Source organism: Compostibacter hankyongensis (genome assembly GCF_039541075.1).
In the GTDB taxonomy this organism is placed as follows: Bacteria; Bacteroidota; Bacteroidia; order Chitinophagales; family Chitinophagaceae; genus Compostibacter; species Compostibacter hankyongensis.
The window spans coordinates 24,860-50,245 of the sequence record NZ_BAABFN010000001.1; the positions used below are offsets into that span (position 1 = coordinate 24,860).

The window sequence follows — 25,386 nt, forward strand, 5'->3', positions numbered from 1 at the left end:
ATCTTCGAACATGGGGAACGATTCAAACGACATCAGCAAATGTCCTTTTCATAACGGGCGGATGAAATCCAATGTGGGCGGCGGCGGCACCCGGAATCACGACTGGTGGCCAAACCAGCTAAAGCTGAATATCCTGCGCCAGCACTCGCCTTTATCCAATCCGATGGGTAAGGATTTCAATTACGCCGAAGCTTTCAAAAGCCTCGACCTCGAAGCCGTGAAAAAAGACCTGCACGCCCTGATGACCGACTCGCAGGACTGGTGGCCGGCAGACTTCGGGCATTACGGCCCGCTCTTCATCCGTATGGCATGGCATAGTGCGGGTACCTATCGCATCGGCGACGGCCGCGGGGGCGCAGGATCGGGACAGCAACGTTTTGCGCCGCTCAACAGCTGGCCGGATAACGTCAGCCTGGATAAAGCGCGCAGGCTGCTCTGGCCTGTCAAACAAAAATATGGTAACAAAATATCCTGGGCCGACCTGCTGATCCTTACGGGTAATGTAGCACTGGAGTCGATGGGCTTTAAGACGTTCGGCTTCGCCGGCGGACGGGAAGATGCATGGGAGCCGGATGAAACGGTATACTGGGGCGCTGAAACCACCTGGCTGGGCGGCGACGTGCGGTATGGGCATGGTTCCGAAGGTGTGAAAGAAGGTCACGGCGTACTGGTGTCCGACGATGATGCAGACGGCGACATTCACTCCCGCAACCTGGAAAAACCGCTGGCAGCCGTGCAGATGGGCCTTATCTATGTAAACCCCGAAGGGCCCGACGGCAATCCCGACCCGCTCGCTGCGGCCAAAGACATCCGGGATACTTTCGGTCGCATGGCCATGAGCGATGAAGAGACCGTGGCGCTGATCGCCGGCGGACACAGCTTTGGCAAAACCCACGGCGCTGCGCCGGCTACCCATGTGGGCAAAGAGCCCGAAGCCGCAGGCATGGAAATGCAGGGCCTGGGCTGGAGCAACAGCTATGGCTCCGGCAAAGGCGGCGACACCATCACCAGCGGCCTGGAGGTGATCTGGACCAAAACGCCGACCCAATGGAGCAATAATTTCTTTGAAAATCTGTTCGGCTTTGAATGGGAGCTCTCCAAAAGTCCGGCCGGCGCGCACCAATGGGTAGCCAAAGATGCGGGCGATATTATCCCCGATCCCTTCGACACTGCAAAGCGCCGCAGGCCGACCATGCTAACGACCGATATCGCCCTCAGAATGGATCCCGGTTTTGAAAAGATATCCCGCCACTTTTACGAAAATCCCGACGCATTTGCAGATGCCTTCGCCCGTGCCTGGTTCAAACTGACCCATCGCGATATGGGGCCGCGCTCCCGTTATCTGGGGCCCGACGCGCCGGAAGAAGTGCTGATCTGGCAGGATCCTATTCCCGAGGTGGACCATGCATTGGTCGATGACAGCGATATCGCCGCCTTAAAAACCAAAGTGCTGCAGTCCGGGCTGAGCGTACCCGAGCTGGTCTCCGCCGCCTGGGCTTCGGCGTCTACCTTCCGCGGATCGGACAAACGCGGCGGCGCCAACGGCGCCCGCATCCGCCTGGCGCCCCAGAAAGACTGGACGGTGAACAATCCGGCACAGCTGCAAAAAGTGCTGGGCGTACTGGAAGGTATTCAGCAGGAATTTAACAACGCGCAGCAAGGCGGTAAAAAGATCTCGCTGGCCGATCTGATCGTCCTGGCCGGCTGCGCAGGAGTGGAAAAAGCGGCGAAAGACGCCGGGCACGACATTACCGTTCCCTTTACGCCGGGTCGTATGGATGCCTCGCAGGAAGAAACTGATGTAGAATCCATCGGTCTTCTGGAGCCTGCCGCCGACGGCTTCCGCAACTATCGCAGCACAAAGGTGCCCGTATCTACCGAAGAGCTGCTGGTCGACAAGGCAAATTTACTGACCCTTACCGCTCCGGAGCTCACAGTGCTGGTAGGCGGGATGCGCGTGCTGAACACCAATTTTGACGGGTCCGGACACGGCGTCTTCACACAGCGCCCGGGTGCGCTCACCAACGATTTCTTTGTCAACCTGCTCGATATGCGTACGGCATGGAAAGCCGCTTCCGCAGATGAGGAACTTTATGAAGGCAGCGACCGCGCCACCGGCAAGCCCAAATGGACTGCTACGCGGGCGGACCTCGTGTTTGGCTCAAACGCTGAGCTGAGGGCCGTTGCCGAAGTGTATGCCAGCGCCGGCGGGCAGGACAAGTTTATAAAAGACTTCGTCGCCGCCTGGAATAAGGTGATGAACCTGGACCGGTTCGATCTGGACTGAGCAAGGCTCAGCCGAGCTATGCCATACAGCGCAGTACATGGGAGTTTTTATGGGGCAGCTTAAGGTAATCATGTTGTTTACTTTTAAGCTGCCTTAGTTTTAGGGGCACTTACACTATTCCTGCTTTTTGCCGTCAAGAAGCTGCTTTTCCCCTACCCAGTTAATGATCGGATCCCCTTCACGTTTTAGGTGTGTATACAGCGCAGCCCGGAGATATTTCAGGCTGTCCTGGTATTGGGATGTGGAAATCAGGTTATTCATCTCCCAGGGATCTCTTTTCAGATCATAGAGTTCGTCAACATCGGTCAGGTTCCAGATATATTTTAGGTTACTGCTCCGGATCATCCGTTCCACATACAATCCGAACTGCTGGCCGTTATAGTTGCTGAAGGCAAATTTCCTCCAGCCGGAAGGGTGTTTTCCGCTCATAAGCGGGACTAGTGACCCTCCCCGGCTCTGAGTAAACTGAAATCCTGCCAGATCGGGTATCGTAGCCGACAGGTCCAATCCGTTCAGAATGAAATTATCGCAATGGCTCCCCGGCTCGGTTACCCCCTTCCATTTTATGATCAAAGGGACATGCACTTCTTCTTCATACATCACATAATGTTTGTCTATCATTCCATGGCTGCCACCGGCATCCCCATGGTCGGCGGTAAAAATAACAACGGTATTCTCATCCAGGCCCATTTTATGCACTGTATTTAAAACCATCCCTATTGCGCTGTCTGCCTGGCTGATCATGGCATAGTAATGCTGGACATAGACGGCCCATTGCTTCCAGGTATAATTTTCTATGCCCCAATTATAGAGCTGCTGTTTCTGGATATACGGCTTATGCACAAAAGAATCAGGAAAGTTTCCCCAGGGTTTAATCTTGGCAGCATCATAAAGGTTCAGAAAGGCCTGCACAGGATTACAGGGAAGATGAGGCTCCGAAAGGCTGAGCACCACATGCCAGGGCTTCCCCATTCCGGCATATTTTTTTATCAACCCGATCGCGTTTTCCGCCAGCCAGTGGGTATGGGTCTGCTCCAGGGCGGCCGGGTCGCGTCCCCCCATCCATCTGTTGCCGTTGAGGGCCGGTACAGCCGGAGAAATCCCCTGCTGCTTTCTCCATTGCTGGTATTGCGCATCGGAAACATAATCCTCATACCCAAAGTCCAGCGGCGTCTTCTCCGGGCTTACATGCCATTTCCCCACATATCCCATGCTGTAGCCAGACCCTTTCAGATCTTCAGACCAGGTATGTTCATTAAAAAGCGATACCGGCAGGGTGATGTCATAATTCCACAAACCCTTATGCTGGGCAGGCCACTTTCCGCTGAACAGGCTCTGCCTTGCCGGACAGCAGGTAGGGATCGGGCTGAACGCATTACTGAACCGCATGCCCTGAGAAGTCAGCCGGTTCAGGTTGGGCGTTTTTACCACCGGATTGGTGATGCCCTGGCAATCATAACGAAACTGATCGCATATAATGAATAATATATTGGGTCTGTCAGGCCGTTCCTGTACATGCTGACCCAGGGTAGCTCCCGGGATGCCTCCAATCAGGAACAACAGGATAAAAACAATCCTCCGATATCCCGGTTTCAGATTCGATAAAAAGCTTGTGATGGACTGCATAAAACTGTTTTTAAAGATTGATACTTCTATTATGCCGCAGCAACGCGAACTATTTTGAACGCAGGCCGACAAGATGAGCCGTCAATACCGATCTGAGCGAATCGACCACCAGGTTATAGGAAGGGTCGCTGACCAGGTTACGCGTTTCTCCCGGATCCCGGCGAAGATCCACAAACATCTCGCGCTGTTTTCCCATAAGGTCTTTCTCATACTTATACCGGGTGGTACGGACCATATCCCCGATCTGGTTTTCCAGAAAGAGATATTTCCTCCAGCTTCCGCTGTAATCGCCGTCGATCAAAGGCTTAAGCGATCTGCCGGCCAAACCCGGAGGCGGCTCGATGCCGGCCAGATCACAGAGCGTCGGCAAAAGATCAAGCCCGTTGCTGACAAGGTGTATCGAATCGACATGCCCTCTTCTTCTCATCCGGGGGGTGGAAATAATCAGGGGTATGTTGGAGGCTTCTTCATAGAATACCGTTTTGTGCTCAAGCTTATGGGATCCGTTATTATCGCCATGATCAGAAGTAAATATAACAACAGTATTTTCGGCGAGTCCGGATTTCTTAAGTGCCGCCAAAACTATCCCTATCAGGGAATCGGCACGTTCTGTAAGCCGCATGTAAGCCCAGCTGTGCAGACGCCAGTCTTCTTCTGTCCACTGCTGCCTTACGATCTTCCGGAAAGGACGGAGTGAGATAAGGCTGTCCTCTGCATCGGGTACTCCGATCATAGGCATATGATTGGAAGGTAACGGCGGACAATACACGCGGAAAAATTCTTGCCGGGATACACCCTGGGGCAGGCTCAATGCCGGGTCCAGGTCTGCCGGTGTATGCCTGGCGAGGTTGCTTTCCGGCTCGGCCCACCGGATGGCGTCATAACAGATATCATGCGGGTTAATAAAGGAAGCCACCAGCAAAAAGGGAGAGGCATCCTTTTTCCGGCTTAAAAGAAAATCCCGGCATGCCGCAGCCAATCCATCCCTTTCGTCGGTCGTCAACAACTCATATCCCCATGAGGTGATGGGAATGCCGGTTACGGGTAAATGCACCTTTCCGCCATAATAGGTCTGATACCCTCCGGCTTTTAAAGTGTTGCCCAGCGAAGTGCCGAGTAATGTCTTGACTTCGGCCGTATCCACATGCCTATCCCCGTTCTCCCGCATACCGATGGCAGAGGGAAACAACCCGGTTTGCAGCGAAAACCGGGAGGGACAGCATACCGGGTTGGTACAATAAGCCTGTGTAAAACGGAACCCGTTTGCAGCAAGGTTATCCAGCGCAGGCGTCTTCAGCCACGGATTACCGGTGCATGACATCATAGAAGCGCTCTGCTGGTCGGTCATGATCACCAATATATTGGGTCGCTGCCGCTGGGCCCGGCATGCTGGAAAGGCCAGCAAGAATGTTGCAGACAGGCACAAGGCAAGATCATACTTTAACCTTTTGAAATTTATGATGCGCATGCGTATGGTTTAAATATTGAAAAATGATTTTTAATTTCCTTTATCCGATATAATCCTGGTCATCTTCCGGGATTTTGGGTCAGATGATCCACCCTTACGGCTCTTTGGGGAATAGGATAAAGCAATTTAAATTCCTTCACGTCAAAGTCATCTGCAGTCAGTCTTGGCTTTAACTGCTTTTGCACCTTACCATGCTCCGTCATCGTCTGCAGCGCCCTGCCGGTTCGCAGCAGGTCAAACCAACGATGGTTTTCAAAGGCGCATTCCACCTGCTCTTCATGATAAACGGAGTCACGGAAGGCCTCCCGGCCAAGTCCCGGCGTCAGCGGCGCTATCCCCGCCCGGTTGCGTACCTTGTTGATATACCCGTAGGCTGTCCCCGTCTGACCGACCTCGTTCAGTGCTTCCGCCATCAGTAAAAGCACCCGGCCATAGCGGTAAACCGGCCAGTTCTCGTTCGTTTTTCCCGGCTGCTCAAAAGGGTGGACATATTTCTTGATATAGGGAATGGAATCGCCGAGCGCTACATCATATTGCGTGTTGTCCGGCTTCACATAAAATGCAATGGAGGCTTCCTTTCTTTTATCCCCCGTCTGGTAAGCCCCGATAATATCCGTGGTGGGGATGTTGTAACCTGCATGGCCCCGGGTCAGATTATTGAACCCGATGATATCCGACCCGGAGTTGAACGGCACAAAGCGATAAGCAAACTGGCTTGCCTCTCCATCGAGAGAAGCATTGAACTGCACCTCAAATATCGATTCCGGGTTGTTTTTATGCGCGGGGGCGAAAATATCCTCATAATCCGGCATAAGGGAATAGCCGGTCACGGAGTCCAGCACGCGGACAGCAGCAGGAAAATCCTTTAACGTCATATAGATTTCTCCCAGCAGTGTATACGCAGCGCCGCTGGTCGCCCTCCCCACATCCGTACCGGTATAGGCTGAGGGTAACATCGATGCCGCCTCTCTTGTATCGTGGATGATCTGGTCGTAGACCTCCTTGACGGGAGCCCTTCCGCCCGAGAAGGCTTCATCAGGCGACTGTACCTCTTCCAGGATAAGCGGAACATCCCCGAAAAGCCTCACCAGGTTAAAATAATAGAAGGACCGCAAAAACTTGGCCTCCCCGGTGAACTGATGCTTCAGGGCAGCATCTTCGAACGGCACATCTTCGATGCGGCTTAAAATAGTATTGCAATGTGCTACGCCCATGTAAAGTCTTTCCCATACCAATTCTATATCGTTATCCGAAGGGGTTTCCATAAAGGTCTCGACAAATTCCATGTCAAATTCGCCCCGGTCTGCAGGATTATACTGAAAGCTGGTATTGTCGGACCGCATCTCCGTAAGCGCCCAGAAATCGTTAGCGCCGGCTGTATTATAGAGTATCTGCAGATCGCTGTAAGCGCCGTTAAGTCCGTATTCGATGGACGCCGCCGTCCGGAAATACCGGCCTCCGTCAATAAAAGACTGCGGGTTCAGGTCAAGCTGCCGGCTGCAGGAATAGAAGGCAATTGATATAATGAGTATAATTATCAACTTTCTCATATCGCATATTTAAAGTTATCAAAATAGACACCTGCTCTTTTCACATATTAAATTCCACTCCAAAAGTTATAATGCGTGGAACCGGATAACTCACAAAATCCAGACCCGGAGCCAGCACGCCGTCCCCGCTTGACGCATTGTAGTTCCCGCCTTCCGGGTTACTCCCCCGGTATTTACTGAACAGAAAAGCATTTTGTATGCTGAGGTATAAATGCAGGTTGTTCCTGTTTTTCCCGAGCTTTGGCAGGTCATACCCGAGAGTAATGTTTTTTATCCACAGGTAACTGTTATTTTCTATGGCGCCCGAGTTGACCATCCGGTAAAATCTCCGGCTTTCACTACCGGCATTATTGGGCACTATGCCGTCACCCGGGTCTTCCGGCGACTTCCATGCATTCAGCTGGTCACGTGTTACATTGAAAACGCCATCTGTATTATGATAGTAGTGATGGTCTTCCCGGTACATGCTACCGCCATACGACCCTGACATAAGCACCCTTAAACTAAAGTTCCTGTAACTAAGCGTATTGGTAAGGCCATAGATAAAATCCGGATACGGATTCCCGATGATCGTGAAGTCATCAAATTCAGTCAGCTTACCGTCCCCGTTGACATCAGCAAATTTCAAGTCGCCGGGCACAACGGTAGGATAAGCGGGAGAATTTTTAATATCTGCCTCATCCTTGTAAAGCCCGGTAAGCTTCCAGCCAAAGAACATCCCGACAGGCTGACCGATCATTGTAATGTTGGATGCTTCTCCTCCTCCTCCGAATCCGGAGTAGATCGGCGCACCGCTGTTGCCCAGCTCCAGGACCTTGTTCCGGTTGACGGTAAAGGTCAAATTCGTCGTCCAGCTGACTTTGCTTTCCCTCCCAAGGTTTACCGACGTGATCCCTAATTCAATCCCCTTGTTGACAATATTCCCCCGGTTGACCGTAACCGTAGAAAAACCTGACGACTCGGGCACCTCGTCATCCAACAACATATCCACGGTATTGCGTTTATAGACATCGGCATTTAACAAAATCCTGTCGTTCCAGAGGCCCGCATTTACGCCGATATTAATTTCCCGCGAACGCTCCCACATCAGGGAGGGATTGCCCAGGGATGTAATCACCTGCCCGGGCGCCCTGCTCCCTCCGAAAACATAATCGCTGGTGCCTATATGGCTGGAATAAGCATAATTCCCGATATTGAAGTTGCCGGTAACCCCGTAGGATGCCCTCAGCTTCAGGTTGCTTATCCACCTCACACTGTTCATAAAAGGTTCCTCAGAAACGCGCCATCCCAGAGAAGCCGACGGAAAATTTCCCCACTGGCTCTCTCTCCCGAAGCGGGATGATCCGTCCCTTCTGAAGGTTGCTGTGAGTAAATATTTATCTTTATAGGCATAATTAATACGCGCGAAATAAGACACCAGCGACCATTCTTCTTCCGTAGTAGCCCCCGTTATTGTCGCCGCCGCATTCAGCGTTTCAATATCGTCGCTGGGATAATCGGTACCGTTAAATGCAGCGCTTGATACGTTATTCTTTTGAAAGGTGTATCCCGCCATTGCGTCTACGGAATGCATATGGTCAAATGTATTTTGATAGGCAACGGTGTTCTCAAGGTCATAATTTGTAAAAGAAGGCGCATTGAATGTCCCTGTCGGAATTACCGGCGGAGCCTGGTTAGTTCCTCCTATATAAGAAGGATGAAATGTTTTGGTACGATCGCTGGAATAGGACAGGTTTATGGCAGATCGTAAGGTCAGGACCGGAAGGGGTTTGTATTGCACAAACCCGTTCATAATACCTTCAAATTTCTGTGACTCATTTTTCAGCTCCTTTAATACCATGACAGGGTTGGCAAACGAAAATGTTCCCGTACTGTTCACCATAGGCACATAGCTGCCGTCCTCATTGTATATGGCTGCTATGGGACTCGCGGAGAGTGCGTAACCGAACCCCGGCTCGTTCCTGCCGTTCCCTCCTATGGAAGACAAGTGCTGTATAGAAAAGGTCGGCGCAAGGTTCAGACCAGCTTCTATTTTGTTATTAATATGGCCGTCCACATTAGCACGAAAGGAAAACCGCTTATAATCCGTTCCGATAATCACTCCGTCCTGCTGGGTATAACCGCCCGAGATATATGATCTTATCCTGTCGCTACCCCCGCTGATGCTGAATCTCAGCTCTTGCATGGGAGCAACCCGCTCGATGGCATCGATCCAGTCTGTGCCTTCGCCATATTGCCCGGGGTTTCTGTATTCAACCGGTATATCATCCGGCACCGGTTCCCGGCCCTGCTCATATCTTATCTGTGAGGATATCGCATCTTTTCTCCATTGGGCGAATTCCCGGGCATTCATCAGGTCAGGCCGTCCTTTTCCCGGCACCTTCTGGACGCCCCGGTATGCACTTATCTGCGTCTGCAGCTTGCCCGACTTACCCTTTTTTGTTTCAATAATAACCACGCCGTTTGCCCCACGCGACCCGTAAATTGCAGTAGCTGACGCATCTTTAAGCACAGATATGGAGGCTATGTCTTCCGGCATGATATTATTTAACGGGTTGGAGACTACCGTGCTGGAACGGGGCAGCGGAAATCCGTCGACTACATATAAGGGCTGCGACCCCGCGCCGATGGCGCCGATCCCGCGCACCTGGATAGTAGGACCTCCACCCGGAATGCCGGCAGGTTGAGTGATCTGCACCCCGGATATCTGCCCGGTAAGCAGCTGGTCCGGACTGGTGACGGCCTGATGCTGCACATTTTTCATGCTTATCGTGCCGATGGACCCGGTAACGTCCTTGTTGGCCTGAGAACCATATCCGATCACCACTATTTCACTGAGGTTGCCGCCGGCTTCGTCAAGCACGATATTTACGGTTGAACGGCCCCCTATCGCAAGCGTCCTTTCCCGGTAGCCGATATAAGACGCTACCAGTGAATCGTGTGGACCGGCATGCAAAGAAAATTCTCCCCCAGTTCCGGTGATGGCACCGCTGCTTTTTCCCTTTACCCTTACGGTCACTCCCGTAAGGAGCTCCCCACCGGAAGCCCGTACCGTACCGGATATCAATGTGTCCGCCGGTTTTGACGGCGGCGCCGCATCCCCGCCCGGCAGAGGCGCTTTAACAGGAGGCGGAGCGCCTTCCTTTATAAGCAGAATGCGCGCTCCTTTTCGAAGATAAGTAATGTGCAACGGCTTGAGTATCTTATCCAGCACTTTTCCCAGCGGCTCATTGTGAACGGTAACGGACACTACCTTTCCGGGCATTATCTCCGAGCTAAAAAGAAATGAGACATCAAGCTGATGTTCCAGCTGACGAAAGATTTCTTTCAGCTCCCGCCGATCCATGTTCAGGCTGACGGTCCTTTCCATTAATTCCTGTGTATTTGCACTTGCCATAACAGGAGCTTTCATCTGGCTGAGGATAATAACCCGGGCATTTACCTCTATTTTAAATACCTGGAATACTGCAATAAAGAGTATTGCTTTTCTCATATCGTTAAATTTTACGTTAACGGTTCCTTGCAGGCAGACCGAAGCCATCAGACAGGTGATGCGTCGCCTGCAAGTGATAGATATTGTTACTTATGATTCTGGAAACTGACTTAGACTTGTTATTTCCCTGCGGTAGCTACCCGTCTGATATGAATCACTCCCGACCGCTGCTCAAATTTGGCGTTGGCGATGGTGCAGATCACGTTCAGCAGCTCTTTAACCGACAGGTCTTTATATCTTCCATAAAGGCTACATCGGTATAATTCCGGACTGTCAATAGATATCCTGACATTGTACATTCGTTCTATGGCCTTGACGGCAAGGTCCATAGGGGTATTATCAAATACAAGCTGGTTTTCCCGCCAGGCTGCATAATCCGAGGCATCGTCCACAGTGGCCTTGACCAGATGATTTCCCGATTTGTCATACACCGCCTTCTGGTCTGCTTCCACCAGCATCCTGTGATCCTCCCGGACAGCAACGGCGCTGCCGGCGTCCCGCGCTACGGCAATCTTACCGCTTACAACGGTCACCACCAGATCGTTCTCGCTATCATAGTTCTTTATATCGAAAGACGTGCCCAGTACCCGGGTTATCAGTCCCCCCGTTCGCACGGAAAAGGGATGCTCATCATCCTTTCTTATGTCAAAAAAGGCTTCACCCTGTAAGAAAACTTCCCGGCCCTTGCCGGTAAGTCCGACGCTATACCGAAGGCGACTTTCTGCATTCAACCAGACATGCGAACTGTCGGGTAACCAGACGGAACGATATTCTCCCCTTCCTGTCTGTACAACGGTATAACGAGTGCCGGCAGGTTGCTGCAAACGGCTGTATCCCAGATAAAGCAATCCCAGGGCAAGCACTGCCCCGCCCGTCCATACAGCGGCATTCCGCCAAAAAGAGCCGCGGAACCTGCGCGCGCGTGGCCGGGATACCTGCCTGCGGCCGATCTGTTTATGAATGCGATCAAGGATAGTGGCCGACAGTTGTTTATCCAGCACACTATACGGATCATAAAGGTCTGTAAGATAGGATTTGAACGCGGCCAGGTGCAATGCGGACTGATCCTCGCGTTCCAGGTATTCAAGCAGCCAGCGGCAATCCTCCTCCGACCAGCATGCTGACCGCAGCAGGCGTTCTAAGTGTTCGCTATCGCTATCCTTCTCCACCCCGGACGTTTATATTAATATCTTCTGAAGGAAAAAAAGGGGGGAGCGAAAAACAACTTTTTTAGGGCAGGTACCATGTAATAAAAGCGAGAAGTCCGGCCGTTTGTACATTGCGGGCATGCTGCCGGACGTAATCCGTTACCTTGGCCATGGCGGCCGAAAGGTACTCCTTTACTGTATATCTTGAAATATTAAGCAGCCGTGCCGTCTCCTCATAGCTTTTCCCCTCTATCTTGCATAATGTGAAAACTTTCTGCTTCTGAAGGGATAATTGAGAAATAGCCTCTTTTAGCAGATGATATTGCCACTCTGCATTATCCCAGGCAGAAGTGGCATCTTCCTTATCATCCGCGGATAAGCCGGTCTTCATCTGCATTTCCCGGAGTCTTTTGCTGACACATTTCACAGCGCAGTTAAAGCTGACAACAAAAAGCCAGCCGGCGATTGACTGGTGCGGATCTATTGTATGCCGCTTTTCCCAGAGCCGCACAAAAACCTCTTGCAGCACATCTTCTGCATCGGTTGTGTTTTTGGTGATCCGTAACGCATTTCGGTACAAGGCGTGGTGATACTGCCAGTACAGCGCATCAAAGGCGCTTCTGTCACCGTTCTTCAAACGGATAACTATGTCGCTGGCTTCTGCCATAAAAAGAGGATGTCTTGCAAAATAGCAATTATTTTAATAGACAGTGGTATATTTTAATAATGCTGCTTATCCCTGCTTTCACTTCTGACACTTATGCATAAGGCACGGACCATCTGTTTTAGTTTTTTTATTTATCACATTTTGATGCTATTTTACAAATGCTGCCGGACGGCGCCATGAGGGATGCGCAGCTTATCCGCCGGCGCTGCCGAACAATAAAAAGAAAACTGCTTATAACACGATATTATGAAAAAGCTATGGCCCTCACTTTGCTGTCTGCTGTTACCGGCGGCGCTGACCGCGCAGACCGAAACCACTCCCACTCCGCAATGGCGGCCGGTCTATCATTTCACGCCGGAAAAGAACTGGACCAACGACCCTAACGGGCTCGTCTATGTGAACGGGGTCTATCATTTGTACAACCAGCAAAACCCATTCGAGAATAAATGGGGACATATGAGCTGGGGACACGCTACCAGCGCTGATCTTATCCACTGGAAGCATTTACCGGTGGCCATACCCGAAATCATGGGCAGCGACACCACCTGGCGGTTTTCCGGCAGCGCCGTCCTGGATAAAGACAATACCAGCGGATGGTGTAAAAACGGCAACTGCCTCGTGGCCATCTATACCGGGCATCAGCAGAACCCGGCCAAAGAATCGCAGTTTGTGGCCTACAGCAACGACGGGGGCATCACCTTTACCAACTATGAGAAAAACCCGGTGATCGACCTGGAGAAGCACGACTTCCGGGACCCCAACGTATGGTGGTACGCGCCGGGTAAATACTGGCTGATGACCGTGGTACTGCCTACCGAGCATAAAGCGCTTTTCTACCGTTCCCCCGATCTGAAAAGCTGGACCCTGCTGAGTGAGTTCGGCCCGCAGGGATACACGGGCTCCAACTGGGAATGTCCTTTTCTGATCCGGCTGCCGGTAGAAGGAACAAAAAACGAAAAGAAGTGGGTGCTGGTGATCTCCGCCGCCGGCGGACGCGGCGTTTTCGAACAGTATTTTGTGGGTGATTTCGACGGCCGTGCGTTCAAGAACGACAACCCGAAGGATACCGTGCTGACGCTGGATTACGGAGACACTTATTATGCCGCCATTCCCTGGAACAACCTGCCCGAAGGGCGGCACACCTATATCGGCTGGATGATCCCCAATCCCCAGCCCACCTTCCCGTGGAGGGGACAGATGTCCATCCCCCGCGATCTCAGCCTGCGGCAGACCCCAAACGGCTTACGGCTGATCCAGCGGCCGGCAGCGGTGATCAGCAATCAGCTGGATGAGCTGTCGCACGGCCGCACGCTGGCCCTAAAGAACCTGCGGATCGGCAAGAAAGAAGCCGCCCTCGACAAAAACGGAAAGATAAAGGGTAATGCCTGGTGGATGAAGGCGACCTTAACGGTAGCGCCCGGCGCTGACGCAGGCTTTAAGATCGCACAGGAAAAGGACGCCGCGGGACGCACAATTCATGAAACGATAGTGGGTTATGATGCCGCTTCCCGCCAGGTATACATCGACCGGAGCCGAACGGGCGGCGACATCAACAAAGACCGGGCAAGACAGGCCGTCACGCTGCAGGCGCCTGCCCGCGAGCTCAGGCTGGAAATACTGCTGGACAGATCTTCGCTGGAGGTGTTCGTGAACGACGGGGAGGCCGCGCTGACCACCTACATTTACCCGGTGGAAGGAGCAGATCAGCTCTCTGCTTTTTCCCAAAACGGGAAGACCGTCATCCGGCAGCTGAAGCTATGGAACCTGTCCCGGTAAGCAGGCGGCTCCCCTGCCGGCGAAAGCAGCCTTCCGCTGCTGATACGGCACGACGCGTTAACTGCCGAGGACGGACAGGGCTTTGTCGATCCTTCTCTGCCGGGTCTCGGGTGTTTTGGCTTCCATGACAGAAAGCACCATCGCCTTCTTTTTGCTGGGCGCCAGCTTCTCGAATGCTTCCAGCGCCTGTTTGTTTTTCTTTAATGCCGCGCTGAGGTCGTCCGGCAGCTCCACCGTTCTCGGAGCGGTATCCAGCTCAATATCCACTTCAACCTTCTCGCCGCCCTGTACACCGGCATTCTTTCTGTTGGCTGCGCTCAGGCTGATCATGTATTGATCGTTCATTTTACCTACTGCGCTGCGATAGGTATACCCGTTCAGGGTAACTTTTACCAGCGGCTTTTTGCCCGCGCCCAGCTTGTCCAGCAATGCTTCCGGAACAGGGATGCCCGTGTTGTTGCCTGTTTGCAGAATGGTGGTTTTTATTTTCATTTTCCGGTCGTTTAGCCGTGAGGAGTTCAGGATAGAGACCTAAAGGTAGAATTTTGCGCATTTATTGAAATAATCCCTCAAAATATTTTAAACTTGCAGCGCTGCTCCTCCGCAACCCGTATTCCGGTACACTTTAACCTTTTTTTAATGCTATGCATGTGAAAAATAAAATAGCCTGTCTCTTTGCCCTGGGCGTCCTGGGCCTCGGCGGCTGCAAATCCAAGCAGGGAGAATCGTTCGACGAAGGCATAAAAAAGATCAACCATGTGGTGGTCATCTACATGGAAAACCACAGCTTCGACAACCTCTACGGCGAGTTCGAAGGCGCCGACGGACTGGCCGATGCACCGGCCTCCCACGTCACCCAGCTGGATGAGAACGGCAAACCTTACACTTATCTGCCCGCCATCCCGCGGACAAGCGTGTTCCCCACCAATTTGCCCAACCATTATTTCAATATCGACCAATACGTGCCGTCCGACCAGGAGATCCCCGACGTGCTGCACCGCTACTACCAGGAGCGCATGCAGATCGACAGCGGGAGAATGGACAAGTTCGCGCTGTACAACAGCTCGCAGGGGCTCACCATGGGGCATTACAAAACCAGTCTGCTGCCGCTGTATCCCCTGGCCAAGCAATACACGCTCTGCGATCATTTCTTCCACAGCGGTTTCGGCTGTTCCTTTTTCAACCACGTATGGCTGATCGCCGCGGCGCCCCCCGTATTTCCGAACGCGCCCGCCTCCATGGTCGCCAAAATGGACTCCACCGGCAAGATGATATCCGACGGAGTGGTAACGCCCGACGGCTTCGTGGTGAACACCGCCTTTTCGATCTACAGCCCCCATCCCAAGGGCTACGACACCACCAAGCTGATGCCGGGGCAGACCATGCCCACCATCGGCGACCGGCTGAGCGGAAAAGATATTTCCTGGGCCTGGTATGCCGGCGGCTGGGACAGCGCGCTGGCCGGCAAGCCGGATCCCACCTTCTGCTACCATCACCAGCCCTTTGCCTATTTTGCCAATTACGGCGACGGCACCTCCGGCCGGGAAGAACATCTTAAGGATGAGTCGGCCTTCTTCGAAGCCGCCAAAAACGGAACGCTGCCGGCCGTGTCCTTTGTAAAGCCCCTGGGCATAGACGATGAGCACCCCGGATATTCCAACGTCCATCACGGCGAAAGTCATGCCGTGGAGCTGGTCAACGCCGTCCTCAACGGACCCAATGCGAAAGACGCGCTGGTGATCGTCACCTACGACGAGAACGGCGGCTTCTGGGATCATGTGGCACCGCCGGTGATCGACCGCTGGGGACCCGGCAGCCGTATTCCCGCGATCATCATATCGCCCTTTGCCAAAAAGGGATTCGTGGACCATACGCAGTACGAAACAGTCAGCATCCTTTCCTTTATCGAGCGCAGGTGGGATCTTAAGCCTTTGACGGACCGGGATAAAAAGGCCGCTCCCCTGCAGAACGCCTTCAGCTTTTAGACGGAACGTCCCGGGCTACCGTAAGATCACCGGCGAATGAAAAATGTCCGGACCATAGCTGTATTGTGCCTGTCCGGCGCAGCCCTTCTGCTCTTCTCCTGCGGGCAACGGCGGGAAAAGAACGGGCAGGTTATCGAACGCCATGTCCTCGGGCAGGTGAACCGCTTCGATACCTTTATCCGGGACTCCCTGCAGCCGGCCATACAAAACGGCAGGACCGGCCCGGCCGCCGTACAGCGGCTGTTTCTCCGCGCCCGGCTGCTGTATAAAAGATTTGAATGGGCCGCGGAATATTTTGCCGGCTCCACCACGCTGTTCGTGAACGGCCCGCCGGTACAGGAGGTCAGCGTGAACGGCCCCCTTGTACAGGCTTTTAAGCCGGCGGGGCTGCAGGTCATAGAAGGGTATCTGTTTCCCCGCTATGACACTGCCGGCCGGAGCGCCCTGCTTCCGCTGCTGCAACAGCTGCGATCAGACTGCGAAGCTTACAGGGCTTATTTCACCCATATCCCCATCGCCGACTGGCAGATATTCGACGCGGCCAAAGCCGAGATGTTCCGGGTCCTGACCCTGGGCATCACCGGCTTCGACAACCCGCTGACGCTGCACAGCATGGATGAATCTGCCATGGCGCTCGAAAGCCTCCGTGCGGTGCTGGCTTTTTATACAGCCCCTGCGGATACTGCGGGTCTCCTGCACCGCATCGGCGGGGCCGTGGCTTATCTCCGGCAGCATCCGGATTTCGACGCCTTTGACCGGGCGGCCTTCATTACGCGTTACGGCAATCCCGTCAGCGCCGGCATCGTCGGTCTTGAACAGCGGCTGCACATTCCCCGCATCCGGTACAACCGCCTGCTGCGTCAGGAAACACCGACGCTGTTCGACAGCGGAGCCTTTAACGTCAACGCCTATGCGCCGGGACCGGAATACGAAACCACCCGGCAGCGTATCGCCCTCGGGAAAAAATTGTTCTATGATGCCGCCCTCTCCGGCAACGGCAAACGGAGCTGCGCTTCCTGTCATCAGCCGGACAAGGCCTTCACGGACGGGGTGGTAAAAAACCGGGATATCGACGGGCAGGGTTTTATCCGGAGAAATACGCCCACCCTGCTGAACGCAGCGCTGCAACCCGCGCTCTTTTACGACCTCCGTTCCCCGACACTGGAAGCGCAGGTGGAGGACGTGATGCACAACAAAACGGAGATGCACGGCTCCCTGGTCCGGACGGCGCAGCGGATCCGGCAGGATACGGCCTACCGGAAACTCATGGAAGCCGCCTATCCGGAGCGCCGGGGAACCGGCGTGGATACCTTCGAGGTGATGAACGCCCTGGCCTCTTATGTCCGCAGCCTTACCCGGCTCAACAGCCGTTTCGACGACTATATGCGGGGGGATACGCTGGCGCTGAGCCGCCGGGAGATCAACGGCTTCAACCTGTTTATGGGAAAAGCCAAATGCGCCACCTGTCATTACATGCCCCTGTTCAACGGCACGCTTCCGCCGAAATACATCTACAGCGATGCGGAGGTGATCGGCGTCCCCGCCGACTCCTCCGGGACGACGCTCGACGCCGACCGCGGATGGTACGACGTGGTGGGCCTGGACGCTTTCAGGCATGCCTTTAAAACACCCACCGTCCGCAATGCCGCCCGTACGGCGCCTTATATGCACAACGGCGTATTCTCCACACTGGAGGAGGTCATGGATTTTTACAACAAGGGCGGCGGGCAGGGAAAAGGCCTCCGGGTCGATAATCAAACGCTCTCCCCGGAAGCGCTTCACCTCTCCGATACCGAAACCGCAGACATCATCGCCTTTATGAAGAGCCTGGACAGCCGGTAAGTAGCCGGACAGAAACGTACCGCCCCTCCGATCAGAGATTCATCCCGCCGGAAACTTCGATGCGCTGCGCATTGATCCATCTCGCTTCTTCGGTGCATAAAAATGCTACTACGCCGCCGATGTCTTCCGGCAGTCCCGCACGGCCCAGGGCGGTGATGCCGGCGATACGGGCATTTATCTCTTTATTGTCCCTGGTCCGGCCGCCGCCGAAGTCGGTAGCGATCGCCCCGGGGGCGACGACATTCGCCGCAATACCCCGCGGCCCCAGTTCCTTGGCCAGGTAACGGGTAAGCACTTCGATAGCGCCTTTCATGGAACCGTATGCCGAGGATCCGGGCGAACAAAAGCGGGCCAGTCCGGATGAAATGTTGATGATCCGGCCGCCGTCGTTGAGATACGGCAGGGCTTTTTGCGTCAGGAAAAACACGCCTTTGAAATGAATGTTCACGGCCGCGTCGAACTGCGCTTCGGTGGTTTCTGCAAAAGAAGCATACAGGGCGGTTCCTGCATTATTGATGAGGAAATCGAAATTGGGACTGCCGGTCTGTTCTTTCAGGTGGGCGGTCACCTGCTGAAGAAAACCGTCAAACGCCCCCACGTTACCGGTATCCAGCTGAAAGGCTGCCGCCTTTTGCCCCAGCGATTGTATTTCCGCCACCACCTTGCCGGCTTCCGCTTCATTGCTGTGATAGGTCAGCACGACATCCATTCCCTTTTTGGCCAGGTTGATCGCCATGTCCTTTCCCAGACCCCGGCTTCCGCCGGTGACCAGGGCTGTTTTACTGTTTGCCATCGTTTATCTTTTAAGGATTGTAGTTAACTGCTGATCAGGCACAACGGTCTTTACACCTGCTCCGTGAAGTATTTCTTATGGTTTTCATCTACCCGGACCGTTGATAAAGTTCAAATGTACGGAATAGCAGACTTAGGCACATACCTGATTCTTTCATATTCACCCTTCGCCTTCCCTTTACCCTTTACCTTTCGCCTTTTACCTTTTGCCCCCTTTGGGGTTAGGAGGTTTCACCCCCTTCCGGGAATTGGGGGGTTCGTCTTTTCAACGTATTTTTGGGCTTTTGCCTATGTCATCACTGAAAATCTATAATTCCCTCAGCCGGCAGAAGGAGGTTTTTACACCCCTGTATGCCGGTTACGCGGGCATGTACGTCTGCGGCCCCACCGTATCCGGGGAATCCCATCTGGGCCATGCGCGGCCGCTGATCACCTTCGACGTGATCTACCGCTACCTGCTCCACCTGGGATACAAGGTGCGCTATGTGCGCAACATCACCGACGCGGGTCATTTTGAGGAAGAAGGCCGCGAAGCGGAAGACAAGATCGCCACAAAAGCCGTGCTGGAGAAGCTGGAGCCCATGGAGCTGGTTCAGAAATACACCAACCTGTTCCACGAAGCCACGAAGCAGTTCAACTGCCTGCCCCCCGATATAGAACCTACCGCCACCGGTCATATCATCGAGCAGATCGAGATGATCAAAAGCATCCTCGACGCCGGCTACGCCTATGTAGAAAACGGTTCCGTCTATTTCGACGTAAAAAAATATGCCGCAAGCTATCACTACGGAGAGCTCAGCGGCCGGGTGCTCGACGACCTGCTGGAGACCACCCGCGAGCTGGACGCCCAGCACGAAAAGCATCACCGGGCCGATTTTGCGCTCTGGAAAAAAGCGCCCCCCGAACACATCATGCGCTGGCCCAGCCCCTGGGGCGAAGGATTCCCGGGCTGGCATATCGAGTGCTCGGCCATGAGCAGCAAATACCTCGGACGGCAGTTCGATATCCACGGCGGCGGCATGGACCTGCAGTTTCCCCACCACGAGTGCGAGATCGCACAGAGCCGTATCGCGCACGGCGGCGAGCTGATGGCCCGCTACTGGGTGCACAACAACCTGATCACCATCAACGGCAAAAAGATGGGCAAGAGCTATAACAATGTGATCAAGCTGAGCGAGCTGTTCAGCGGCGTACATCCCCTGCTCGAAAAAGCCTATAGCCCGATGACGGTCCGTTTCTTCATCCTGCAGACCCATTACCGGAGCACCCTCGATTTCTCCAACGAAGCCCTGCAGGGCGCTGAAAAAGGCCTGCAGCGCCTGTGGAGCGCCTACGAAACGCTGCAAGAGCTGCAGCACCCGGCCCGGGAAGCGGCCGGAGATGCCGACCTGGAGCAAAAGGTGATACGGCTTTGCGAAAGCTGCACCGCTTTTATGGACGACGACTTTAACACGGCACGGGTCATGGCCAGCCTTTTTGAGCTGGTACCGGTGATCAATGCCATGCGGTTGGGACAGATCGCCATGACGGCCATCAGCGACGCTGCCTTTTCGCTTTTGCAAAAAACCTGGCAGACTTACGTCTGCGACATCCTCGGGCTCCGGGAAGAAGGCGCGGGTCACGACGATAAGCTGGCGGGGGTGCTCCGGCTCCTGACCGAAATGCGGCAGACGGCCAAAAGCCGGAAGGACTACGCCACCTCCGACCATATCCGCCAGCAGCTGCAGCAGCTGGGTATTATGCTGAAAGACGAGCGCGACGGAACGACCAGCTGGGATATCGCTTCGTCATGATACGCGCTGACGGTTCCCGTACTTATAACACCGCTACAGTACACGATATGAAGAAAACACATTATACCTTGCCGCTCCTCTGCGCCGCGCTGCTGCTCCTTGGCGCCTGCCACAACCGGCAGGGCGGACAGCAGGAAGAGGAAGCGCAAACCACTGCGGTGAATGTGCCGGCATTCAATGCCGACAGCGCCTATGCGTATACGGCGCAGCAGGTAGCCTTTGGTCCCCGCATCCCCAATACGGACGCCCAGGAAAAATGCGCCGCCTGGCTGACGGAAAAGATGAAAGCCTTTGCGGATACGGTAACGGTGCAACGTACTACCGTTACCGGACCGGGCAACCAATCCCTCCGCTGTATCAACATCATCGGGCATGTGAACCCCTCCGCCAAAATGCGGACCCTGCTGCTGGCGCACTGGGACACGCGCCCCTTCGCCGACGGAGCGGACTCGTCCAAAAACCGGCATTTCGACGGGGCGGACGACGGGGCAAGCGGCGCCGCCGTACTGCTGGAGATCGCCAGGCAGCTGAAGCAGCAAAAGCCGGAAGTAGGGGTGGACATCCTGCTGTCGGACGTGGAGGACTCGGGGGTGGAGAACGACGACGGCTCCTGGGCGCTGGGCACCCGCTATTGGGCGCAGCAGGCCAGGACCGCCGGATACCGCGCCCAGTACGGCATCCTGCTCGATATGGTCGGGGGAAGGGGCTCGCATTACTACATTGATGCGGCCTCCCAGCAGCTTGCCGGGCTGCAGGCCAAGATGGTATGGGATGTAGCGAACAGCATCGGCTATTCCGACTTTTTCCGGTATGAGAACAAAGGGCAGCTCAGCATCACCGACGATCATATCCCCGTAAACCAGATCGCCGGTATCCCCACGCTGGATATCGTGGCCCTGCGGCCCAACCGGCAGGACGATAAAATATTCCCCACCTGGCACCATACGGTGCAGGACAACATGGACATCATCGACAAAAGCACACTGAAGGCCGTAGGACAGACGGTGCTGCACGTACTGTACACCAACCCTTCTTACTGAGCGGTACGCCCAGTGGAGCTTGGCCTGGGATGGGGTAGCGGTTTTGGCGGGGGATCTTCCTACTGAGCGATACGCCCGGCAGAACCCCGGCTGTTTTCCGGCACGCAGACACAGCCATGCATGACCCGTATAAAAGCTACGCTTCGGAGTCTCCCTCCGGCAGGTCGTCCTCATCCAGCACCTGCAGGGCCCTTTCGGCATCTTCGAGGAATACCCGCAGCTTGATACCGCCGATGGCATTGGAAAGAAAGGGCGTAAGCACGGTGCTGTGCTCATCCATCAGGTAACAGGTAATGCCCGCCGCTTCCAGCTTGGTCTTATAGAGATTGGCGGTAAAGGAATTATCATAGCTGGCAAGGGTGATCAGTTCGTTCTCCATAGGTCTCAACACGTTTTATGATTTAAAAGATTGCCGGGGAAGCCGCGATACCTCCCGCGGCGGCGGGAAAAGCGCCGGCGCGCTATTCGAACCGGCTGCTGTTGAACTGTGTGTCCAGCCAGCTGATACGGTCCTTGAGGTATTCCCGCAGGTAATCCACCTCGCCGGGGTAAGAGCCTGCGGCCTGCAGGTTCTGGTGCACCTTGACGCCCAGGATATCCCAGCGTCGGAAGTTCAGCGCCTGCGAAAAGGCCAGCTGCCGCGCCAGCTGGTCCACGAACTGCGGCAGTGTATTCACCTTGTCGGTCTTCACCGCATTCCAGCGGCCCCGGACCGCCTGCCGGAAGCCCTTATCCTCCATCAGCCGGTTGATCCAGGTTCTTGGCTCATGACCGGCGTCGATCATCATCTTGTGGACGGCATCGCCCAGCCGCTGATCGTTATTGCAGGCCAGGTCGAAATCCCATACCGGGCCGGCGTAGATCTTGTCGTCATTCCGCTTCTTATACAGATAAGTGCTCCAGAAGATATCCGAATTGCCCATGATCTCATTTACCAGATACCAGTTGATATAGGAATCCAGGTCGAAATATTTCCGGTAGCCTGTAGCCGGGTCTCCGAAATCCGGGGAGAACAGGGCATCTTCAAATTTTGTGACATGTCCGCTGATATAGCTTTTCTGCTCAGGGGTGATCTCGTCATCCTCCGGATAATGGATGGTAATGGCCATGCTTTTGGGGGTAACGAAATAGCTTTTTTCCGAATAGGCATAGCCGTCTACCTCAAGGAGGTACCCGCCGGAGATCCCGGGCAGGATGGTGGCCCCCTCGTCCTGCTCTTCGATGTTCACCCGGTGGCTGCCGACCTCGATCTTCTCGGTCAGCTCGTAGTTGCCTAAAAATTCCCCGTTCAGAAATACATCTACATATTCCGATGCCGGAGAAAAAGCCAGCTGGAGGCGACGGCTCAGCTCAAAGGCCACCGCGTTGCGGATCAGGGATTTGTCGCCGTAATTGGCCAGCAGGGACCATTTTTTGTTTTCCTCCATGCCGAGCAGCCCGGCTTTTTTATCCAGCTTGATGTTATACGGCTTCTTGGGCATGTTCCAGGTAGCATTTCCCCGCCCCTTGATCTCCATCTTCCCTTCATAGCGGACCGCTTCCGGGAAACCGCTGACGATCCGCATCGTTCCTTCCACATAGTTGTCCTTGCTGTCGACCGGAACACCGCCGGTAGAAAGGTACAGCGCCGGTATACCCGTATCGAGGAAGCGGACGGTATATTTCCGGATACCCTTGTCGTCGCCGACAACGGTGTAAGTTACCGGCTGATTAAAATCATGGGCGCTGACGCCGCTGACCTGATCGCTGTCGTCTACCGTAAGCCGTACGCCCGTATGGGTGAAGATGGGGGTCAGGTCCGAGATATCCGTGCCGGCCGGGGCATGGACATAGATCGTATCTCCTTCGATGTCGCCGGTAATATCGAATTGAAGCGCGCTGTTGCTTCCCGCCTGAAAGGCAAAGCCCGTAAGGGAATCGCTGCCGGAGACAGGCGCCTGCGGCACCTCGTCGTGGCGCGCGCAGCCGGCGAGCAGACCGGCCAGGAGAAGCGCTGCATAAAACGGAAAAAGAAGGCCGGTTCTTTTTATCAGCCGGACCTTCGGGGCGGGCAGGGATTTACCCCGGGGAAGGGCGACTGTGCTGCGGATTCCCATTGTATGGCTTTTTGATCAGTTAAATATACGTTTTCCAAGGGAGGTGAAGGGTAAAAGGCGAAGGGCGAAAGGCAATCAAACTTCAAACAAGAACCGGAAATCAGAAACTTCCCCCCTACGGCCGGTTAAGCGCTTCCCAGAGCATGTCTTTTAAGGCCTCAAGCCCCTGCTGCTGCACCGCAGAGATAAACACATGCGGAATGTCCGGCGGCAGCTCGGCGGCAACGGCCAGCCGCAGCTCTTCGTCCAGCAGGTCGCTCTTGGAAACGGCGATGAGGAATTTCTTGTGCAGCAGCTCGGGGTTGTACTGCTCGAGCTCACGGAGCAGGATTTCGAAGGTTTTGCGATGGTCGCCGCTGTCTGCCGGGATAAGGAAAAGCAGCACGGCATTCCGTTCGATATGCCGCAGGAACCGGTGCCCAAGGCCCTTGCCTTCGGCGGCGCCTTCGATGATGCCCGGCAGGTCGGCCATACAGAAAGAGCGCTCGTCGCGGTACGGTACGATGCCGAGGTTGGGCGTCAGCGTGGTAAAGGCGTAGTCGGCAATTTCCGGGCGGGCTGCCGTCATCACCGACAGGAGGGTGGACTTTCCCGCATTGGGAAACCCGACCAGCCCCACATCGGCAAGCACCTTCAGCTCCAGGATCTTCCATCCTTCCAGCCCCTCTTCTCCGGGCTGGGCATAGTCCGGGGCCTGGTTTACCGGCGTCTTAAAATGACTGTTGCCCAACCCGCCGCGTCCGCCGCGCAGCCAGATAAGCTCCTGCCCGTCTTCCAGTATCTCCGCCTCTATCTTTCCCGTGACCTCGTCGCGGGCCACCGTGCCCAGCGGCACCTCAAGGATCACGTCGGCGCCAAAGCGGCCGGTGCAGTTGTTGCCGCTGCCGTTCACCCCGTTCTCGGCCAGGATGTTCTTCCGGTAACGCAGGTGCAGCAGGGTCCAGAGCTGGGCATTGCCCTTCAGGATGATATGTCCGCCGCGTCCGCCGTCGCCCCCGTCCGGGCCCGCTTTGGGGTTGAACTTGGTGCGCATGAAATGCATGCTGCCGGCTCCTCCTTTACCGGAGCGGCAGAACACACGGATATAATCCACAAAGTTTCCCTTCTCCACGGCGCTGATTTGTGGTTCCCGGTTTTAAACTTTAAACCTTTTAGACTTAAAATACCTTACGACGGCTGCTTCAGAAAGGGTGTTATTTCTTTGGAAAGCAGCGCAAAGGTCTCTTCGATGTTGCCGTCGCCCTTCACCTGCTGGAATTTGCCAAAGCGGGCGTAATGATCGGCTACGGGCGCCGTCTTGTTATGATATTCCGTGATCCTGGCGCGGATCACCGCTTCATTGGCATCGTCGCTGCGGCCTGAGGTCTGTCCCCGTTCGAGCAGGCGGCGCACCAGCTCTTCCTCCGGCACTTCGAGGGAAAGCACCAGGGTAATGGCCGTTTTTTTCAGGGCAAGCAGCTTGTCCAGCGCCTCCGCCTGGGCGCTTGTACGGGGAAAGCCGTCAAAGATAAACCCCTTGGCCTGCGGATGCGCATCCAGCACTGAGGAGATCATGCCAATGACCACCTCGTCGGGCACCAGCTGGCCCTTGTCCATGAACTTTTTGGCTTCCAGCCCCAGCGGGGTATGCTCGGCGATCTCATTCCGGAGCAAAACGCCGGTGGAGATATGGATCAATCCGTACTTTTCGATGATAAGCTCACTCTGCGTACCCTTTCCGCTCCCCGGAGGGCCGAACAAAATAAGGTTGAACATGCTTGCAAATGAAATTGATGGAGCACAAAGATAAAAAAAAGATATGCCTTTCACCCTTAACTTTGGCC

18 protein-coding genes are annotated in these 25,386 nt (G+C 54.7%); 6 read left to right on the forward strand and 12 right to left on the reverse strand.

Annotated elements, in window-relative coordinates; translation table 11 throughout:
• The first annotated feature begins 10 nt into the window (after window positions 1-10).
• Window positions 11-2,287 carry a catalase/peroxidase HPI gene (katG, locus tag ABD851_RS00115; protein WP_344973399.1) on the forward strand — a complete coding sequence of 759 codons (2,277 nt, stop codon included), beginning with the start codon at window positions 11-13 and terminating at the stop codon, window positions 2,285-2,287.
• Window positions 2,288-2,401: 114 nt separating this feature from the next.
• Here the strand turns inward: katG and ABD851_RS00120 are convergent, their stop codons facing one another.
• The 6 genes from ABD851_RS00120 to ABD851_RS00145 form a co-directional block, all read right to left on the reverse strand.
• Window positions 2,402-3,913: a sulfatase family protein gene (locus ABD851_RS00120; RefSeq protein ID WP_344973403.1), complete on the reverse strand. Its 1,512-nt coding sequence runs from the start codon at window positions 3,911-3,913 to the stop codon at window positions 2,402-2,404.
• A 49-nt stretch (window positions 3,914-3,962) separates the two neighbouring features.
• Window positions 3,963-5,381: a sulfatase family protein gene (locus ABD851_RS00125; RefSeq protein WP_344973407.1), complete on the reverse strand. Its 1,419-nt coding sequence runs from the start codon at window positions 5,379-5,381 to the stop codon at window positions 3,963-3,965.
• A gap of 59 nt (window positions 5,382-5,440) precedes the next feature.
• Window positions 5,441-6,931, reverse strand: coding sequence for a RagB/SusD family nutrient uptake outer membrane protein (locus tag ABD851_RS00130; RefSeq protein WP_344973412.1), 1,491 nt, complete (start codon window positions 6,929-6,931; stop codon window positions 5,441-5,443).
• 40 nt (window positions 6,932-6,971) lie between these two features.
• Entirely contained in the window at window positions 6,972-10,424 is a 3,453-nt protein-coding gene (locus ABD851_RS00135; RefSeq protein WP_344973415.1) for a SusC/RagA family TonB-linked outer membrane protein, read from the reverse strand.
• A 119-nt stretch (window positions 10,425-10,543) separates the two neighbouring features.
• Entirely contained in the window at window positions 10,544-11,593 is a 1,050-nt protein-coding gene (locus tag ABD851_RS00140) for a FecR family protein (protein WP_344973418.1), read from the reverse strand.
• Window positions 11,594-11,654: 61 nt separating this feature from the next.
• Entirely contained in the window at window positions 11,655-12,239 is a 585-nt protein-coding gene (locus ABD851_RS00145) for an RNA polymerase sigma factor (protein ID WP_344973421.1), read from the reverse strand.
• Between the two features lie 246 nt (window positions 12,240-12,485).
• Between ABD851_RS00145 and ABD851_RS00150 the strand changes: the two genes are divergently transcribed.
• On the forward strand, window positions 12,486-14,015 hold the full coding sequence (locus tag ABD851_RS00150; protein ID WP_344973424.1) for a glycoside hydrolase family 32 protein: 1,530 nt from the start codon (window positions 12,486-12,488) through the stop codon (window positions 14,013-14,015).
• 57 nt (window positions 14,016-14,072) lie between these two features.
• Here ABD851_RS00150 and ABD851_RS00155 read toward each other — a convergent pair whose 3' ends face one another.
• A complete protein-coding gene (locus ABD851_RS00155; RefSeq protein ID WP_344973427.1) occupies window positions 14,073-14,507 on the reverse strand; it encodes a YdeI/OmpD-associated family protein in 435 nt (144 codons plus the stop codon).
• A gap of 158 nt (window positions 14,508-14,665) precedes the next feature.
• Here ABD851_RS00155 and acpA point away from each other — a divergent pair, with 158 nt between their 5' ends.
• Both acpA and ABD851_RS00165 read left to right on the forward strand, forming a co-directional pair.
• Window positions 14,666-16,000 carry an acid phosphatase gene (gene acpA / locus ABD851_RS00160; protein WP_344973430.1) on the forward strand — a complete coding sequence of 445 codons (1,335 nt, stop codon included), beginning with the start codon at window positions 14,666-14,668 and terminating at the stop codon, window positions 15,998-16,000.
• A 36-nt stretch (window positions 16,001-16,036) separates the two neighbouring features.
• Window positions 16,037-17,842 carry a cytochrome-c peroxidase gene (locus tag ABD851_RS00165; RefSeq protein ID WP_344973433.1) on the forward strand — a complete coding sequence of 602 codons (1,806 nt, stop codon included), beginning with the start codon at window positions 16,037-16,039 and terminating at the stop codon, window positions 17,840-17,842.
• A gap of 31 nt (window positions 17,843-17,873) precedes the next feature.
• On the opposite strand, the gene ABD851_RS00170 is transcribed toward ABD851_RS00165, so the two are convergent.
• Window positions 17,874-18,635 carry an SDR family NAD(P)-dependent oxidoreductase gene (locus ABD851_RS00170; RefSeq protein WP_344973436.1) on the reverse strand — a complete coding sequence of 254 codons (762 nt, stop codon included), beginning with the start codon at window positions 18,633-18,635 and terminating at the stop codon, window positions 17,874-17,876.
• A 289-nt stretch (window positions 18,636-18,924) separates the two neighbouring features.
• On the opposite strand from ABD851_RS00170, the gene cysS reads away from it, so the two are divergent.
• Both cysS and ABD851_RS00180 read left to right on the forward strand, forming a co-directional pair.
• On the forward strand, window positions 18,925-20,427 hold the full coding sequence (gene cysS / locus ABD851_RS00175; protein WP_344973439.1) for a cysteine--tRNA ligase: 1,503 nt from the start codon (window positions 18,925-18,927) through the stop codon (window positions 20,425-20,427).
• Between the two features lie 47 nt (window positions 20,428-20,474).
• Window positions 20,475-21,467 (forward strand): M28 family peptidase, encoded by a 993-nt coding sequence (locus ABD851_RS00180; RefSeq protein ID WP_344973442.1) that lies wholly within the window; start codon window positions 20,475-20,477, stop codon window positions 21,465-21,467.
• A 136-nt stretch (window positions 21,468-21,603) separates the two neighbouring features.
• Here ABD851_RS00180 and ABD851_RS00185 read toward each other — a convergent pair whose 3' ends face one another.
• The 4 genes from ABD851_RS00185 to ABD851_RS00200 form a co-directional block, all read right to left on the reverse strand.
• On the reverse strand, window positions 21,604-21,846 hold the full coding sequence (locus ABD851_RS00185; RefSeq protein WP_344973445.1) for a putative signal transducing protein: 243 nt from the start codon (window positions 21,844-21,846) through the stop codon (window positions 21,604-21,606).
• A gap of 82 nt (window positions 21,847-21,928) precedes the next feature.
• Window positions 21,929-23,563, reverse strand: coding sequence for a CotH kinase family protein (locus tag ABD851_RS00190; RefSeq protein WP_344973448.1), 1,635 nt, complete (start codon window positions 23,561-23,563; stop codon window positions 21,929-21,931).
• A 115-nt stretch (window positions 23,564-23,678) separates the two neighbouring features.
• Window positions 23,679-24,674 (reverse strand): GTPase ObgE, encoded by a 996-nt coding sequence (obgE, locus tag ABD851_RS00195; protein WP_344973451.1) that lies wholly within the window; start codon window positions 24,672-24,674, stop codon window positions 23,679-23,681.
• A gap of 56 nt (window positions 24,675-24,730) precedes the next feature.
• Window positions 24,731-25,318 carry an adenylate kinase gene (locus ABD851_RS00200; protein WP_344973454.1) on the reverse strand — a complete coding sequence of 196 codons (588 nt, stop codon included), beginning with the start codon at window positions 25,316-25,318 and terminating at the stop codon, window positions 24,731-24,733.
• Between the last annotated feature and the right edge of the window lie 68 nt (window positions 25,319-25,386).